Raw genomic sequence first — 14609 nt, forward strand, 5'->3', positions numbered from 1 at the left:
CATTAAAACATTTTTGCAACATTTCTGATATAATCCCCGCATGAAGTACGCACATTTAGTTCAAATAGCAAATTATCTATCAAAATTTAAAAAGATCAGCCAAGCAAAGCGCGTAAGCGACATGGCTATACTTATTGAATTTAGCGGCGAAAAGATCATTTTTGATCTAAATAAGTCAAACTCTGCGATATATAAAGATGATGAGCTAAAAGAGGTGAAAATTTATCAAGCGCCCTTTGATAATGTCCTAAAAAAGCGCTTTAACGCCTCGCATATAAAAAGCGTCGAGTGCCTAAAAGACAATAGAATTTTAAAATTTACCTGCACGCAAAGTGGCTCATATAAAAGCGAAAATTTCATCCTTTATCTTGAATTTACAGGCCGCTTTACAAACGCCGTGATAACTGATGAAAATAGCGTGATCATCGAGGCGCTAAGACATATCGACAATAGCTACCGCAAGATAGAAACTGGCGAGGTTTTAAAAGAGCTGCCAACCATCGCCATCAAAGAAAAGCCGTGCGAGCCTATAACTGACTTTGAGGCATTTTTTAAAAGTGAAGCAGCCAGGATAAATGAGGCTAGGATAGCTAGCTTAAAAGAGGCAAAGCTTACTAGCGTGCAAAAAAAGATAGATAGCATGAGTGAAATTTTAAACTCGCTTGAAGATAAAGATGAGCTTATGAAAAAGAGCGAGGAGTTTGCAAACTATGGCTCACTTTTGCTTGCAAATTTGGCAAATTTTAAGGGCTATGAGAGAGAAATTTCTCTTAATGATTTTGACGGCAATGAGATAAAACTAACTCTTAGCGACACGCCAAAAAATAGCGCAAATGAATTTTACGCAAGGTCAAAAAAATTTCGTGCAAAAGCCCTTGGTGTAGAGATAGAAAAGAGAAATTTAAGTGAGAAAATAGAGTTTTTAGAAGGGCTAAAGTCGCTTTTAAAAGAGGCAAAAAGTGCTTACGAGCTTGAAATTTTAAGCCCAAAAAACAAGGCAAAACAAAGAGAGAGACAGATAAAAGATGTGAGCGAAAATGCTGAAATTTTCTACGTTAGAGAGTTTAAAATTTTAGTTGGCAGAAATGAAAAAGGTAATATAAATTTGCTTGATCTTGCCAAAAAAGATGACATCTGGCTTCATCTAAAAGACGCTCCAAGCGCTCACGTCATCATCAAGACAAATAAGAGCAAAGTGCCAGAAGACGTGCTAGAAATGGCTGCCAAATTTTGCGTGGAGTTTAGCGTAAAAGGGGCTGGCAGATATGAGGTGGATTACACTAAACGTGAAAATTTAAGGCGCGAAAATGGCGCAAATGTCACTTACACACACTACAAAACGATCATCATAAATAAAGGCTAAAAATGGCGGTAACACCTTTAGGAAACAGCAACTTCATCAACCAAAACGCCCCAGTCGTCTCGCAGGTGCATGCAAACCAGCAAGCACGCTTTGACATGCAAGCGCTAATGGCTGCTGAGCTAGCCACCCAGCAAAATGAGGAGATCAAAGAGGTGCGCCCGATGGAGGAGTCATATAAAATAGACCCTGAAAAAGAGCACGAGCGTCAAAAGAGCGAAGAAGAGGCGAGCGAGTTTGAGAACGAAGAGCAAAACGCAAAAGCCAAATATGAAGAGGTCTTTGAAGACGAGCTTGATAGCGAAGAAGAGAGCGAAGAGCCGCACGTTTTGGATATAAAAATTTAAACTTTAATTTAAAGACCATGGTTTAAATTTGCGACCATTATTTTTAAAATTTTACTAGCTAACTGCACCTTAAATCAAAAAACAGATAATTTAAAAAGTAGAAATTAAAAGAAGCAAAAGTGGCGAGAGGATGAGAGAATCGAACTCCCCACCAGACGGTCAACCGCCCAGTCATCGGGTTTGAAGCCCGTGAGCATCACCAGATTACTTTATCCTCCGTGTGCGTTATTTTAGCAGATTTAGATAAATTTTAGCCCATTTTATATAAACTTTTTGAAATTACAAAAGGATTTATGATTTCTAAATTTAGCGTTTTTGCATTTTTGGTCTTATTTTTTTGCTCTTGCTCCTCAGTCCTCACCCCAGCAACAGCGCCGCTAAATGTATATGACGCATACTCCATTTCTCGCGATAAACGCGGCATCTACTCGATCTCTCGTGATAAATTTATCCAAAGCAAGCTACAAAGCAAAATTTTGTTTTCAAAAGGGCTTAGCAACATTGACATCGAGATAGAGGTCTTTTATGGCGACGCCTATCTTATAGGGCTTGTTGATAGCAAAGAGCTAGGAGATAAGCTAGTTGAGCTTGCCAAAAGCACGGACGGAGTGCGAAAAATTTACACCTATCTTAGGGTAAAAAAGAGCGAGTATCCGTGCGATAGCCTAAGCATTCTTGCAAATTTAAAGCAAAATCTCTTCAAAGATAGCGTCGTTGAGGGCACAAATGTGCGTGTTAGCATCGTTGGCTGTGACGTTGTTTTTAGCGGTGTGGTAGATAGCATCGAGCAAGAAAAGCACGCCATTTGGTACGCTAAGCACATTGACGGCGTGGCTGATGTCTATTCGTTTATCAAAGTTATCAAATAAATTTATACCTCGCGCTTTTTCACAAAGCTTGCTATCAAACTTGGCAAGATGATGAGCGCACCAAGTAGCATAAAGACCATAACAAGATCAGTTAGCAAGCCAAAATAAATTGTCGGTATAAAGTTGCTTGTTATCATCACGCTAAAGCCAAGGAAAATGGTAAATGAGGTGTAATACATCGCGTATCCAATGCTAGCGTGCGCAGCCTTGATGCTTTCAAAAACGTCCTTTGTAAGCAGCTCCTCTTTAAAGCGGTGGATGTAGTGGATGATATCATCAACGCCGATACCTATACTAATGGCAGCAATCGTAATGCTCATCACATCAAGCGGAATGCCAAAAAATCCCATCACGCCAAAAAGGGTGCAAAGCGGGATCAAATTTGAAACTATGGCGATGGTTGCTAGCTTGATACTTCTAAAAACAAAGCAAAATATAACAAAAAGTATCGCAACCGTTAGTCCAAATGTATCAACCTGCGAGCTAAGTAAATTTTGAAGCATGTTGTTATAAAGCACCATCATACCGACAACTTCGATGCTTACGTTATCGTTTTTAGTAAGCTCTGCAAGCCCCTCTCTAAGCTCTTTTAGAAATAAATTTCGTCTAAGATTTGGATCGCTATCAACGATCCTTAGGCTAAATCTAAGCTCGTCGTTTTCGACGCTCACGTAAGGACTTAGCAAGATCTTTTTATACTCAAGTGGTAGTTTTTCGTACATCGCAGCTAGCAAAAAATCATCACTAACGCCGTTATTTAGCTCTTTTATCGCCTTTATGAGCGTTGCAAGCGAGCTTACGTTGCCTACAAAATTTTGCTCTTTTAGATAGTCGTGAATTTTCTCTGCAACTCTTGTGTGATAGCTGTTAAACCAGTATTTCGCACTCTTTGCGTCGTTTTCAAACTCGCTTTCAAAGTCATCTTTCTCATCACTTTTTTCTTGTTTTGGCTCGCTCTCTTTAAATTTAACTATCACATCAACTGGGATCGTGCCGCCAAGCTTTGTGTCGATGACCTGCATGCCTTGGCGGATCTGCGTGCTCTCTTTAAAGTAGCCAATGAAGCTGTTTTCGACCTTTATCTTACTGATGCCATAAACGCCAAAGCAGACAACAAGCACGCAAACTGCGTAGATGATCTTTCTTGAGTTTAGGGCTAAATTTGCGCAGTATTTTGTAAATTTAAAGCTGTTTTCAAATGTCCTAACAGGGGCAAGCTTCTTTAAATTTACATTTATCGCGCCAAATAGCAAAAAGGCAAGCACAAGTGAAACGCTAATGCCAGCACTCATCATAATGCCAAGCATGATAACTGGCTTTATATCGGCACTCATGAGTGAGCTAAAGCCAATGACTGTCGTAAATATCGCCCAAAAAGATGGAGAAAATTTGTCACGAAGTGTCAGGTAGATGAGCTGATTTTGGCTGTATTTTGGATGCTTTGCGTAAAATTCTCTGTAGCTAACGACTAGGTGGATGACTGTTGAGATGGTGATGATGAGCTGAAGTGCGATGTAGTTTGAGCTAATGACCGTCACTTCCCAGCCAAACATACCAAAAATCCCAGTCGTAAAAATGGCACTTACCGCGCAGATAAACATCGGCAAGACGATCCATCTAATCTGCCTAAAAAATAGCCACAAACTAAAGCTAAGAAGCGCTAGAACGCTTAGGCCATAAACCAAAAGATCGCTCTTTATAAAGCCTATCATATCATCAGCGATCATGTTTGCGCCGCCTAAAAAGAGCTCATCGTTTGCGTTAAATTTAGCGATGGCTGCCTTTATGGCTTCAAGGTTTTTGTGATCGCTCTTTCTAAGCTCATCTCGGTAAGCTTTAAACTCCGCTAAAAGCGCTTTAAATTTCTCTTTTTCAGCCTGCGTGATAGTGCCGTTTGACTCTTTTTGACTAAGTAAATTTCGCTCATTTAAAAGCTCGTTAAATTTATCATCTTGCTTTAAATTTAGCGCGATCGCTGTGGTTTTTAGATCTTTGCTTATCAAATTTCCGCTATAAATGGGGCTTTTTGCAAACTCAAGCTTTGCTTTTGAGATATTTATATCTTTATCACTTAGTGTTGGCGTGTGATCTAAGATGCCTGTAACGCCACCTTTTACGCTATTTAGAAGTGGCACGTTTAAGATAGAGATAACGCTGCTAACCATATCGTTTTTGGCTAGCTCGCCACTCAAATTTTTAATAAGCTCTAAATTTTTAGGTGAAAAAAGATCATCTTTTGGGGTGAAAGCGACCACCAAAAGCCCTGGCGAGTCGTAGCGCTTTGCGATCTGCCTATAGGCTTTTAGATCTGGGTCATGCTCAAGCAGTAAGGTCTCAGCCGAAGCATCGATGCTAAGCTTTGTGCTAAGGCAGCCAAAAACCACGCTTAGAACTAGCACAAGCGAGATAACAAGCTTGTTTTTGGCAATGATAAATTTAAAAATTTGTCGCATTAAGGATTAGTTTTGTTTTGATCAGGCAAAACCGCTTCGTTTAGTTTTTGTAAAAGCGTATTAAAATCAGCGTTATTTAGCACGTCGCCAAACTGGCTTCTATAAGTTTGAATGATGCTCACACCAACGATATCAAGGTCATAAATGAGCCATCCACGCTCTTTTGCATCGTAAAATTTATAGACAAATTCATAGTTTTTGCCGTCATTTAGAAGCTCTGATGTGAGCCAGTATCTATTTTTTTGAGGCTCACTCTCTCCAGTGATGTGGATCTGTTGGTCTTTGTAGCCTAAGAGCTTGTCGATATATGAGCTTTTTAGCTTTTGCTCAAATGCTGTGTCAAATTTAGCTTGCTCGTCAGCACTTAGGCTGTTGTAGCGTTTGCCAAGGCTGATCTTTGCCATTTGCTTGTAGTCAAATAGTGGATCAAGCAGAGCAAAAATCTCCTTTGTCTTTGCATTGTTGTCTAAATTTGTATTTTTTAAAATTTCAATCACCTTTGTTGTCTTTGCCTCTATCTCAGGCTTTATCTGCTCTTTTGAGAGGGCAAAAAGGCTAGTTGCTAAAAGTAAAATCACCGCAAAAGCTTTAAAAATTTTCATACTTACTCCTTGATAAGTTTATCGCGTCTTTGCTCGTAAGCATCGCGTAAAAATGGATATAGATCGATCGCGTCTTTGCGTAGTTTTTCATATGCTGTTGGGTCTTGTGCAAAGCTGTTAAACGTCCTATAAGACATGATACCAAGCGATAAAAGCATAGGGTCTACGTAGCTGATAGGATCGGCAAAATAGTCGCCAACTAGGCCTCCAGTATCTCTTAAATTTGATGGTCCGATAAGTGGCCAAACGATGTGAAAGCCGCTTCCAAGCCCCCAGTAGCCAAGTGTTTGTCCAAAGTCCTCGTTGTGAGCCTTTAGATCATAGTATTTTGCCCCGTCTGTTAGCCCTCCAAAGCCAATTATCGTATTTGCCAAAAAGCGCAAAGTCTCTTCACCAGCGTTTTGAAATTTAAACTGAAGTAAGTTATTTACAAAACGCACTGGAAAAAGGAGGTTGTCAAAGAAATTTGCAACCATCGTTCTAGCCGTAGCTGGCACGACATAAGCGTAGCCTTTTGCAACTGGAGTTAGCATATTTATGTAGATAAAGTCATTTACATTTGTCATCACTCTGTTGTAGCCACTAAGCGGGTCAAACACATCTTTTTTTGCTTCAAATTCAACGTCAAAATCGTCATTTTCATTGCCATTAGTCGCATTTATATCAGCACTTGCACAGGCTAAAAGCAGGCTACAAAAGATAGCAAGCAAAAATTTCATCATAAAACCTTAAAATTTATTTACAAAATACAGCTTGATTTTATCCTCTTGAAACTTTACAAGAAATTAAAGAAAATTTGTAATTTTAAGCTTTTGTATTAATATAATTAGATATACTTTGCAAGTTATTATTATATATTTAGAGGTTAAAAATTTGAAAGCAGATATAAATTTAGAGCTATTTCTGGGCGAAGATACGCAGGTTTTAGCAAAGCATATAGCGCTACTTAAGGCGATAAAAGAGACAAAAAGTATCACAAAAGCGGCTGAGGTTGTCGGCATATCATATAAAAACGCTTGGGACTGCTTAGATACGATAAATAACAAAAGCAGCAAGCCTCTCATCATAAGAGCTGATGGCAACAAGAAAAATAGCGGTTCAGAGCTTAGCCCATACGCCAAAAAACTGATAAAAATTTACGACGCTATCCTCGAGACACAAAAGGATTTTTTGCAAAAAATTTGCCAAAAGGTTGATTTTGAAGATGTCGATATCATAAATTTACAAAGGATGAATATGAATTTAAGTGCGAGAAATCAGCTCTCATGTGAGATCGTCAGTATAAATAGAGGTGCTGTAAATTCTGAAATCATCGCAAAGCTAAGCAATGGCAACACGCTTGAAGCCACCATAACAGTTGAAAGCGAGAAAAATTTAGGCCTAAAAGTGGGTCAAAAGGTAGTTTTCATCTTTAAAGCGCCATCTGTCATCCTTGCAAAAGATCTTGATATAAAAATAAGCACTAAAAATCAGCTAAAAGGTGAGGTCATCGAGGCAAAGATAGGTGCTGTAAATGCTGAGGTCACGCTAAAACTAAGTGATGAGCAAACTTTAACTGCCATCATCACAAAAGATAGCGCGATGGATATGCAAATAGGCGTTGGTGACACGCTTTTAGCCATAGTAAAATCATCTCAAATCATAATAGGAGTATAAATGAAAAAGGTTTTTAAATTTCTATGTGTGGCAGCTCTGCTTGCCATAAACGCACTTGGCGCAGAGGTAAATGTCTATGCCGCAGCAAACACGACTTATGCGTTTCCTGAGCTTATAAAAGAGTTTAACAAGCTTCATCCAGACGCTAAGATCAATCTAACTCTTGGCGCAAGCGGCGGCCTTGTCACGCAGATACAAAACTCGGCTCCAGCTGATATCTTCATGGCTGCTGATATGGGCTTTGCGCAAAAGGCCTACGACACAGGGTTTGCAGTGGCTGCTCCAAAAGTTTATGCGCAAGGCGCTGTAGCGATCTTTTCTATAAGAAATGTGGATTTTAAAAAAGGTATCGAAGTGGTTCGCGGCTTAAAAGCGATCTCGGTAGCAAATCCAGAAACAGCACCTTACGGCAAGGCTAGTATCGAGGCTCTTAAAAATGCAAAAATCTATGACGAAGTAGAGAAAAACATCGTCTACGCTCAAAAAATTTCTGAGACACTTTCTCAAGCTTTGAGCGCTTCAGATGTTGGATTTATCGCTGCTAGCGCGCTTTTTAGCGAGAAAATGGCAAAATACAAAGAGGGCACTAACTACATCTTCGTGCCTCAAGAGCTCTACACTCCGATCGATCAAGGCATCGTGCTTTTAAAACATGCTGATGGCAACACTGATGCTAAAGCATTTTATGAGTTTATCTTGGGCGAAAAGGCAAAAGAAATTTTCAAGAAATTTGGCTACAACGTCCCAGCTAAATGATTAGAGCAAAGATCACTCAAATTTCATCCAAAGATGGCGTCAGTTTTTTTGAGCTTGAGTGCTTAGATTTAGGGACAAATTTATATATGCTAGCCTTAAATGAGGCTAGCAAATTTGCTCTAAATGATGAGGTGAGCTTAAATTTCAAAAGCTCAGACGTCATCTTATCAAGGCTTAGACTTGAGGCTAGTTCGCTTGAAAATGAGCTAAAATGCGAGGTCGCTGGCATAACTCGTGGCGAAATTTTAAGTATAGTTAGCCTAAAGTGTGAGCAGCTTTGCTTTGAGACTATCATCTCAGATCACGCTCTAAAAGGGCTAAATTTAGCGGTAGGCGAGCAGGTTTTTGCCTACATTAAATCAACAAGTATCCACGTAAGTGCTTAAAAATGATAGAAATTTCTTGCAAAAAAGAGCTAAATGGCGGTGGCGGTAAATTTATGCTTGAGGCTGAGCTTGCCTTTGAAAGTGGCGAGTTTGTCGCACTTTATGGAGCAAGTGGCGGAGGCAAGACTACGATTTTAAGGCTCATCGCTGGCTTTGAAGCCCCACAAAGTGGCGTGATAAAGGTTGCAGATAAGATCTTTTTTGATGAAAAGACAAATTTAGCCCCGCAAAAGCGAAATATCGGCTTTTTGTTTCAAGACTACGCCCTTTTTGAAAATATGAATGTCTTTAAAAATTTGCTCTTTGCAAATAATGATGAAAATTTAGCAAACAAACTGCTTGAAATTTGCGAGCTAAAGAGCCTAAAAAACGCCAAAATAGGCGAGCTTTCAGGCGGTCAAAAGCAGCGCGTGGCACTCGCTCGTGCGGTGATGAGAAAGCCAGAAATTTTACTGCTAGATGAGCCACTAAGTGCCCTAGATAACGCCATGCGCGAGAAGCTACAAGACTATTTGCTAGCACTTCACGATGAGTTTAAGATGAGCGTTATTTTAGTAAGTCACGACATAGCTGAAATTTATAAGCTTTGTAGCAAGGTTTTCGTCCTTGAAAATGGCAAAATTTCAAGGTCTGGCAGTGCGAGCGAGATATTTTTAAAAAGTGCTGGATCGCAGAAATTTGCATTTAACGCTAAGGTTTTGGAGATCAAAAAGTGTGACGCCATTTTTGTGGCAAGCGTGCTAATAAACCGTCAAATTTGCGAGGTCGTGCTAAGTAGCGCAGAAGCTAGTGGGCTAAAAGCTGGTGACGCGGCCATAGTTAGCACAAAAGCCTTTGGCGTAAATTTGGTAAAAGCATGATGAACGAGCTAGCAAATATTGATTATGAGCCGTTTTGGCTCTCGCTAAAACTCTCTTTTATCACGACCTTTATACTATTTTTCTTCTGCGTAGGACTTGCTTACTTTATGTCGCAAAAGAAATTCTTTGGCAAGGCATTTTTAGAGTCCATCATCTCGCTGCCTTTAGTGCTGCCACCAAGCGTTCTTGGCTTTTATCTGCTCATTTTTCTCTCGCCTTACTCATTTTTTGGCAAATTTATAGAAGAGCTCTTTGGCGTGAGACTGGTTTTTAACTTCACGGGCCTTGTTGTAGCAAGCTGCATCTACTCGCTGCCATTTATGTTTGGGCCCATTTACGCTGGACTAAATAGCCTAAAAAAGAGCCTTTTTGAGGCGAGCTACAGCCTTGGCAAAAGCAAGCTTACGACCATTTTTAGGGTCATCTTACCAAGTATCAGATCAAACTTACTAACCGCGATCGTCGTTAGTTTTGCTCATACGATGGGCGAGTTTGGAGTGGTTTTGATGATAGGTGGCAGCGTGGCTGGCGAGAGCAAGGTCGCTAGTATCGCGATATTTGAAGCAGTTGAGATGCTTGACTATACCAAAGCTCACATCTACGCACTTTTGATGCTAACAATTAGCTTTTTCGTTCTTTTTGTCGTCTATCTCTTAAATTCAAAAAAAGCTTAAAGATATATAATAGATAAAAATTTTAAAGGATGAAAGATGATAAAAGTGCCTACAAGCATCTATCTAAGGACTTTAGACGGTAAAGAATTTGACTTTTCTGCCTTTGCAAGGAGCCATGACTGCGTGGTTTTTATCTACCCAAAGATAGGCGAGGACTTTGAGCTTTTAAGCAAGCAGCTGCAAAATACTGCAGGCATGAAAGGCTGCACGAAGCAAGCGATAAACTACAAAAAACTTCTTAAAGAATTTAACGATCTTGGCTTTATGGTAGTAGCTATTGGCTCCCAAGATATCGCAGCTCAGAAGAAATTTGAAGAAGAGACCGCAACTGGCGTGATGTTTTTAAACGATAGCGAGTTTATGCTAGAGCGAGCGCTTGAGCTTCCGGTATTTGCAGCTTCAAATGGGCATAAATTTTACTTTCGTCAAACACTTATCATAAAAGGCAGCAATATAAGGCGCGCATATATCGTTGATGAGCCTGAAAACGACGCTAAAAATATGCTGGAGAAGATAAAAAACGAAGACTACTAAGGATAGAAAATGGACAAAAATAACAAGATCGAAAAGTCTTATGACGAGCTAACATATAAATCAGCAGCATTTGCGCAGTCATCGCCCTATAAACTAGAGGCTTGCGCCACACTTCTTGGCATCAATCCACCGCCTTGCAAAAACGCAAAAGTGCTTGAGATAGGGTGCAGCTTTGGTGGAAATTTGATCCCATTTGCTGTAAATAATAAAGATGCAAGAGTAGTTGGCATTGATCTTAGCGGTGAGCAGATAAGGCGCGGCAAAGAGATCGTAAAAAAGATAGGATTAAGCAATTTAGAGCTAATTCACGGCGATATCTGTGAGTTTAAAAGTGATGAGAAATTTGACTACATCATAGCTCACGGTGTATTTAGCTGGGTGCCTGACTTTGTAAAAGATGCGATACTAAGGGTTGTAAGAGAAAATTTAAGCCAAAACGGCGTGGCTTTTATCTCTTACAATGTCTATCCAGGCTGGAAAGTAAAGGATATTATAAGAGATATCATGCTACTTGCTGCAAAAGATAAGGATAGTACAGAAGAGAGGCTAAAGGCCGCTAAAGAGGCGCTTTTGGTTTATAAGGAGGTCTTGCTAAAAAGAGATAATGAAGAATTTGAAAAATTTATGCCTATTAAGTCGCTTATCACTTGGATAGATGATATTCTTAGCAAAGATGATTTTTATGTAGTGCATGAGTTTTTGGAGGATATAAATGATCCATTTTACTTTAAAGATTTTTGCGAAAAAATAGATAAATTTGACTTAGCTTATCTTTGTGATATTGATATGAAAGATGTATTTGTGCCTGATTTTGGAAATGCTCTTGTGGATGACTTTAAAAATGTGCATTTTGCAGATCGTATACAAAGTGAGCAGTTTTTGGATATTTTAAATATGAAGCTTTTTAGGCAGAGCCTAATCGTTCATAAAAATGCTTTTGAGGTCATTAAGGCAAAACAGATAGGACCAAGTGATATAAATAAACTTCACGTTGTGGCAAATTTTATAAAAAGAGACGACGGATGGTATGATAGATTTAATGTTATGCCACAAGATATATCTTGGCTTTGTGAGGTTTTTAACAAGATGTTTCCAGCGAGCATAAACCTCTCTCAAATTTTAGAAATTTTACCAGAAGATAAGCTTACAGTTTATAGCGCTTTTGTAAGGCTTTTAACTAACTCAGCAAGCGCAATGATAGTAAAAGATGAGCTAAAAGATATAGAGTATAGGCCAGGGTATTCAAGGCTAAACCCAAATTTGATAAATTATGTTAAGTATTTTTTAAAAAATAAAGAAGAGACAAATATTGGTTTTGCAAATAGATTTTGTGTATCTGAAAGATTAAATTTGGTTGATTACTATATATTTTTACTATTAGATGGTAAAAATAATTTAGAAGACATTGCGTCTAAGGCTTTAAAATTTATAAAAGAAAATGACGTAAAAATATTTGAAGCAAATGGCGAAGAGATAAAAAGAAATAAGGTTGTATCAAATATATTAAACTATGTGGCAGGCACTATAAGAATAGCTAGTATGCTCTATTTGCTTGAGGAAATTTAAAATGAAAAGAACTTTAACTCTTATATTTTGTATATTTCTAGCAGGTTGTGCTAGCAAGCCAAGCGTGAAAAATCTAAATCTTAAAAGCAGCCTAAACTACGGCGGCGAAGAGCTTGCAAAGATACTTGAGCAAGATGATGCAGTGGCGTTTAGCAGCAACTTGCGTGAGGGAGTTTTCATCTACATAAGTAACGCTAAAGTCGCAAACTATCTTGGCGTAGTAAGAGCTGAGAGACACACTAAATTTAACGTAAAAGAGCTAGGTAAAAACGATCTTTTGATAAAAAGCGTAAATGATCTCGCGCAAAGCTTTGATGCTAGTTTAGAGCGAGCTAGAGAGCTAAAATGTGGCACTTTGGTGATTAGACTAAAAGATAAATTTCAAGATTTAGAAGCGGCAAATAAATTTTTAAAGCAAAACGAGAGCGCATTTTTAAAGATGAGTGGTGAGATAAGGTGCAAGTAGCCTTATCTGCCCTGCTCTATCAGCCTAAAAACTTCATCTTCTAAGCCCAAAGCATTTTTGCTAAAAGCTACGTAAAATGGGCTTTTTAGATCAGCTAGCTTGTAGCTTGGCTCACATCTATCGCTAGCGTTTAAGACCTTGCCACCGCTAAATTTCACTACCGCCTCGCCTGCAGCATTGTCCCAAAGATAGCTTGGGCTAAACCTCACATATATCCCGCCAAGCTCGGCTAAACGGCAAAATTTAATGGCAGATCCGATGCATTTTTGCTCTAAATTTAAACTATCTCTTATAAGCGTGGCCCTCTTCGTCTCGCCTCTTCTGCTTGAAAAGATGAAGTTATTTAAGCTTTTAGCTTTTTCATTTAGATCTTGTTTTTCTACGACCTCATCATTGGCGCCTAAAATTTCTTTAAAAGCGCCGTTTTCATCAGCGTAAAAAAGCTCTTTGCTAACTGGGATAAAAATGACGCCAAGCGCTGGCCTAGCCTCTTTTATAAGCGCTATACAAACGCAAAATTCGCCGTTTCTAGCTAGAAATTCTTTCGTGCCATCAAGGGGATCAACTAGCCAAAACTCGTCTTTGTCGCTATCTTGCAAGATGCTCTCTTCAGAGCAAATTTTTATCCCGCTTTTGCTTAGCTCTTTTAGTATCACCTCATTTGCTGCTAGATCAGCGCTAGTTAGCGGCGAGCTATCATCTTTTAGGCAGACTTTAAGCGCCTGGCTATTAGATGAGTAAAATTTCATTATCTCACCCCCAGCACTGATGGCTGCCTTGATGGCTAAATTTAAAAGTTCGCTCATTTTGGTGTTCTGTTTGTCTCTCCGACGTAGAGCTGTCTTGGGCGGACGATCTTTATACTCTCTTGCTCTTTTAGCTCGATCCACTGGCTGATCCAGCCTGGCGTCCTACCGATGACAAAGATTACGGCAAACATATTATTTGGTATGCCAAGCGCCTTTAAGATGAGCCCTGAGTGAAAGTCAACATTTGGATATAAATTTCTACTTACAAAGTAGTCGTCATTTAGCGCGATCTCTTCGATGCGGTTGGCGATCTTTATAAGCTCTGAGCTAATGCCGATCTCATCCATCAGCTGATCTCTCATCTTTTTAAGCACCTTTGCGCGAGGGTCAAAGTTTTTATAGACCCTGTGGCCAAAGCCCATTAGCCTAAATGGATCGTTCTTATCCTTTGCTCTAGCGATGTATTTATCGACATTTGCGACCGAGCCGATCTCTTCAAGCTGGCGGATGACACCCTCGTTTGCTCCGCCATGAGCCCAGCCCCAAAGTGCGCCGATACCTGCGCTTATACATGCGTATGGGTGCGCGTGCGTAGAGCCAACAGTCCTAACAGTCGTAGTCGAGGCGTTTTGCTCGTGGTCAGCGTGGAGCATAAAGACCGTATCAAGCGCCTTTATCTCGATAGGCTTAAGATCGACGTGTTCGTATGGATAGCCCCTCATCATGTAGAGGAAATTTTCAGTAAAGCCACGATCTAAATTTGGATAGATGATAGGAAGTCCGCGTGAATAGCGGTAGCTAAAGGCCGCTATCGTTGGGATCTTGGCGATGATACGCATAGCCATCTCGTGATACTCTTCAGGTTTATCCATATTTAGGTGGTCTGAGTAAAAGGCACTTAGCGCTGAGACTGCTGCTTGCAAGATCGCCATAGGGTGCGCCTTGTCTGGAAATGCATCAAAAAGCTTCATCATGCCCTCATGTATGAAGCTCCTTTTTTTAAGCTCATCTTTAAAGCCCCTGTATTGCTCGCTCGTTGGCAGATCTTTGTTTAAAAGTAGGTAGGCAACGTCTAAAAATGTCTTATTTTCAGCCAAATACGCGATGTCGTAGCCCCTATACATGAGCTCGCCCTTTAGGCCATCGATGTAGGTTATGGCTGAGCGGCACATCGCAGTTGAGGTGTAGCCCCGATCAAATGTAAACATCCCAGTGTCGCTAAAGAAGGTCGATATGTCGATGACGTCTGGCCCCATCGTGCCTTTTAGGATAGGAAATTCATAGCTCTTGCCAGTTCGGTTGTCGATTAGTGTGGCTGTGTTTGATGACAT

16 protein-coding genes and 1 tRNA gene are annotated in these 14609 nt (G+C 39.8%); 11 read left to right on the forward strand and 6 right to left on the reverse strand.

Annotated features, from left to right (window positions below; all coding sequences use genetic code 11):
- The first annotated feature begins 40 nt into the window (after positions 1-40).
- Both MTT09_RS09780 and MTT09_RS09785 read left to right on the forward strand, forming a co-directional pair.
- Entirely contained in the window at positions 41-1363 is a 1323-nt protein-coding gene (locus MTT09_RS09780) for an NFACT RNA binding domain-containing protein (protein ID WP_429803660.1), read from the forward strand.
- A gap of 2 nt (positions 1364-1365) precedes the next feature.
- A complete protein-coding gene (locus MTT09_RS09785; protein ID WP_429803661.1) occupies positions 1366-1707 on the forward strand; it encodes a hypothetical protein in 342 nt (113 codons plus the stop codon).
- Between the two features lie 120 nt (positions 1708-1827).
- Here the strand turns inward: MTT09_RS09785 and MTT09_RS09790 are convergent.
- Positions 1828-1925: transfer RNA gene (locus MTT09_RS09790), tRNA-Sec, on the reverse strand.
- A gap of 75 nt (positions 1926-2000) precedes the next feature.
- On the opposite strand from MTT09_RS09790, the gene MTT09_RS09795 reads away from it, so the two are divergent.
- The gene (locus MTT09_RS09795) at positions 2001-2576 is read left to right on the forward strand and encodes a BON domain-containing protein (RefSeq protein WP_002940841.1); all 576 of its coding nucleotides are present in this window, start codon (positions 2001-2003) and stop codon (positions 2574-2576) included.
- Positions 2577-2578: 2 nt separating this feature from the next.
- Here the strand turns inward: MTT09_RS09795 and MTT09_RS09800 are convergent, their stop codons facing one another.
- Genes MTT09_RS09800 through MTT09_RS09810 form a run of 3 tightly spaced genes read right to left on the reverse strand, consistent with a single transcriptional unit; the run spans position 2579 to position 6350 of the window.
- Positions 2579-5029 (reverse strand): efflux RND transporter permease subunit, encoded by a 2451-nt coding sequence (locus tag MTT09_RS09800; RefSeq protein ID WP_429803662.1) that lies wholly within the window; start codon positions 5027-5029, stop codon positions 2579-2581.
- Positions 5029-5631: an ABC transporter substrate-binding protein gene (locus MTT09_RS09805; protein ID WP_429803663.1), complete on the reverse strand. Its 603-nt coding sequence runs from the start codon at positions 5629-5631 to the stop codon at positions 5029-5031. Before MTT09_RS09805 ends, MTT09_RS09800 begins: the two co-directional genes overlap by 1 nt.
- Positions 5632-5633: 2 nt before the next feature.
- Entirely contained in the window at positions 5634-6350 is a 717-nt protein-coding gene (locus tag MTT09_RS09810; RefSeq protein ID WP_429803664.1) for an MlaA family lipoprotein, read from the reverse strand.
- Between the two features lie 154 nt (positions 6351-6504).
- On the opposite strand from MTT09_RS09810, the gene MTT09_RS09815 reads away from it, so the two are divergent.
- Genes MTT09_RS09815 through MTT09_RS09850 form a run of 8 tightly spaced genes read left to right on the forward strand, consistent with a single transcriptional unit; the run spans position 6505 to position 12529 of the window.
- Positions 6505-7287: a TOBE domain-containing protein gene (locus MTT09_RS09815; protein WP_429803665.1), complete on the forward strand. Its 783-nt coding sequence runs from the start codon at positions 6505-6507 to the stop codon at positions 7285-7287.
- Positions 7288-8043, forward strand: coding sequence for a molybdate ABC transporter substrate-binding protein (gene modA, locus MTT09_RS09820; protein WP_429803666.1), 756 nt, complete (start codon positions 7288-7290; stop codon positions 8041-8043). It begins immediately after the preceding gene.
- Positions 8040-8429 carry a TOBE domain-containing protein gene (locus tag MTT09_RS09825; RefSeq protein WP_429803667.1) on the forward strand — a complete coding sequence of 130 codons (390 nt, stop codon included), beginning with the start codon at positions 8040-8042 and terminating at the stop codon, positions 8427-8429. The genes modA and MTT09_RS09825 overlap by 4 nt, the downstream gene beginning before the upstream one ends.
- A gap of 2 nt (positions 8430-8431) precedes the next feature.
- Positions 8432-9289, forward strand: coding sequence for a sulfate/molybdate ABC transporter ATP-binding protein (locus tag MTT09_RS09830; RefSeq protein ID WP_429803668.1), 858 nt, complete (start codon positions 8432-8434; stop codon positions 9287-9289).
- On the forward strand, positions 9289-9963 hold the full coding sequence (gene modB, locus MTT09_RS09835; RefSeq protein WP_429803735.1) for a molybdate ABC transporter permease subunit: 675 nt from the start codon (positions 9289-9291) through the stop codon (positions 9961-9963). The genes MTT09_RS09830 and modB overlap by 1 nt, the downstream gene beginning before the upstream one ends.
- 36 nt (positions 9964-9999) lie before the next feature.
- Positions 10000-10497, forward strand: coding sequence for a redoxin family protein (locus MTT09_RS09840; protein WP_429803669.1), 498 nt, complete (start codon positions 10000-10002; stop codon positions 10495-10497).
- A gap of 9 nt (positions 10498-10506) precedes the next feature.
- On the forward strand, positions 10507-12063 hold the full coding sequence (locus tag MTT09_RS09845) for a methyltransferase domain-containing protein (protein ID WP_429803670.1): 1557 nt from the start codon (positions 10507-10509) through the stop codon (positions 12061-12063).
- Between the two features lies 1 nt (position 12064).
- A complete protein-coding gene (locus MTT09_RS09850; protein ID WP_429803671.1) occupies positions 12065-12529 on the forward strand; it encodes a damage-inducible protein in 465 nt (154 codons plus the stop codon).
- A gap of 2 nt (positions 12530-12531) precedes the next feature.
- Here MTT09_RS09850 and MTT09_RS09855 read toward each other — a convergent pair whose 3' ends face one another.
- A complete protein-coding gene (locus MTT09_RS09855; protein WP_149705200.1) occupies positions 12532-13335 on the reverse strand; it encodes a 3'(2'),5'-bisphosphate nucleotidase CysQ family protein in 804 nt (267 codons plus the stop codon).
- Positions 13332-14609 carry a citrate synthase gene (locus MTT09_RS09860; protein WP_429803672.1) on the reverse strand — a complete coding sequence of 426 codons (1278 nt, stop codon included), beginning with the start codon at positions 14607-14609 and terminating at the stop codon, positions 13332-13334. Before MTT09_RS09860 ends, MTT09_RS09855 begins: the two co-directional genes overlap by 4 nt.

Origin of the sequence: Campylobacter concisus, assembly GCF_050447505.1 — a bacterium.
Lineage (GTDB): Bacteria > Campylobacterota > Campylobacteria > Campylobacterales > Campylobacteraceae > Campylobacter_A > Campylobacter_A concisus_BP.

Coding starts and splice junctions, on each gene's coding strand:
- MTT09_RS09780 (WP_429803660.1), top strand. CDS start 41: ATGAAGTACGCACATTTAGTTCAAATAGCAAATTATCTATCAAAATTT.
- MTT09_RS09785 (WP_429803661.1), top strand. CDS start 1,366: ATGGCGGTAACACCTTTAGGAAACAGCAACTTCATCAACCAAAACGCC.
- MTT09_RS09795 (WP_002940841.1), top strand. CDS start 2,001: ATGATTTCTAAATTTAGCGTTTTTGCATTTTTGGTCTTATTTTTTTGC.
- MTT09_RS09800 (WP_429803662.1), bottom strand. CDS start 5,029: ATGCGACAAATTTTTAAATTTATCATTGCCAAAAACAAGCTTGTTATC.
- MTT09_RS09805 (WP_429803663.1), bottom strand. CDS start 5,631: ATGAAAATTTTTAAAGCTTTTGCGGTGATTTTACTTTTAGCAACTAGC.
- MTT09_RS09810 (WP_429803664.1), bottom strand. CDS start 6,350: ATGAAATTTTTGCTTGCTATCTTTTGTAGCCTGCTTTTAGCCTGTGCA.
- modA (WP_429803666.1), top strand. CDS start 7,288: ATGAAAAAGGTTTTTAAATTTCTATGTGTGGCAGCTCTGCTTGCCATA.
- MTT09_RS09825 (WP_429803667.1), top strand. CDS start 8,040: ATGATTAGAGCAAAGATCACTCAAATTTCATCCAAAGATGGCGTCAGT.
- MTT09_RS09830 (WP_429803668.1), top strand. CDS start 8,432: ATGATAGAAATTTCTTGCAAAAAAGAGCTAAATGGCGGTGGCGGTAAA.
- modB (WP_429803735.1), top strand. CDS start 9,289: ATGAACGAGCTAGCAAATATTGATTATGAGCCGTTTTGGCTCTCGCTA.
- MTT09_RS09840 (WP_429803669.1), top strand. CDS start 10,000: ATGATAAAAGTGCCTACAAGCATCTATCTAAGGACTTTAGACGGTAAA.
- MTT09_RS09845 (WP_429803670.1), top strand. CDS start 10,507: ATGGACAAAAATAACAAGATCGAAAAGTCTTATGACGAGCTAACATAT.
- MTT09_RS09850 (WP_429803671.1), top strand. CDS start 12,065: ATGAAAAGAACTTTAACTCTTATATTTTGTATATTTCTAGCAGGTTGT.
- MTT09_RS09855 (WP_149705200.1), bottom strand. CDS start 13,335: ATGAGCGAACTTTTAAATTTAGCCATCAAGGCAGCCATCAGTGCTGGG.
- MTT09_RS09860 (WP_429803672.1), bottom strand. CDS start 14,609: ATGTCATCAAACACAGCCACACTAATCGACAACCGAACTGGCAAGAGC.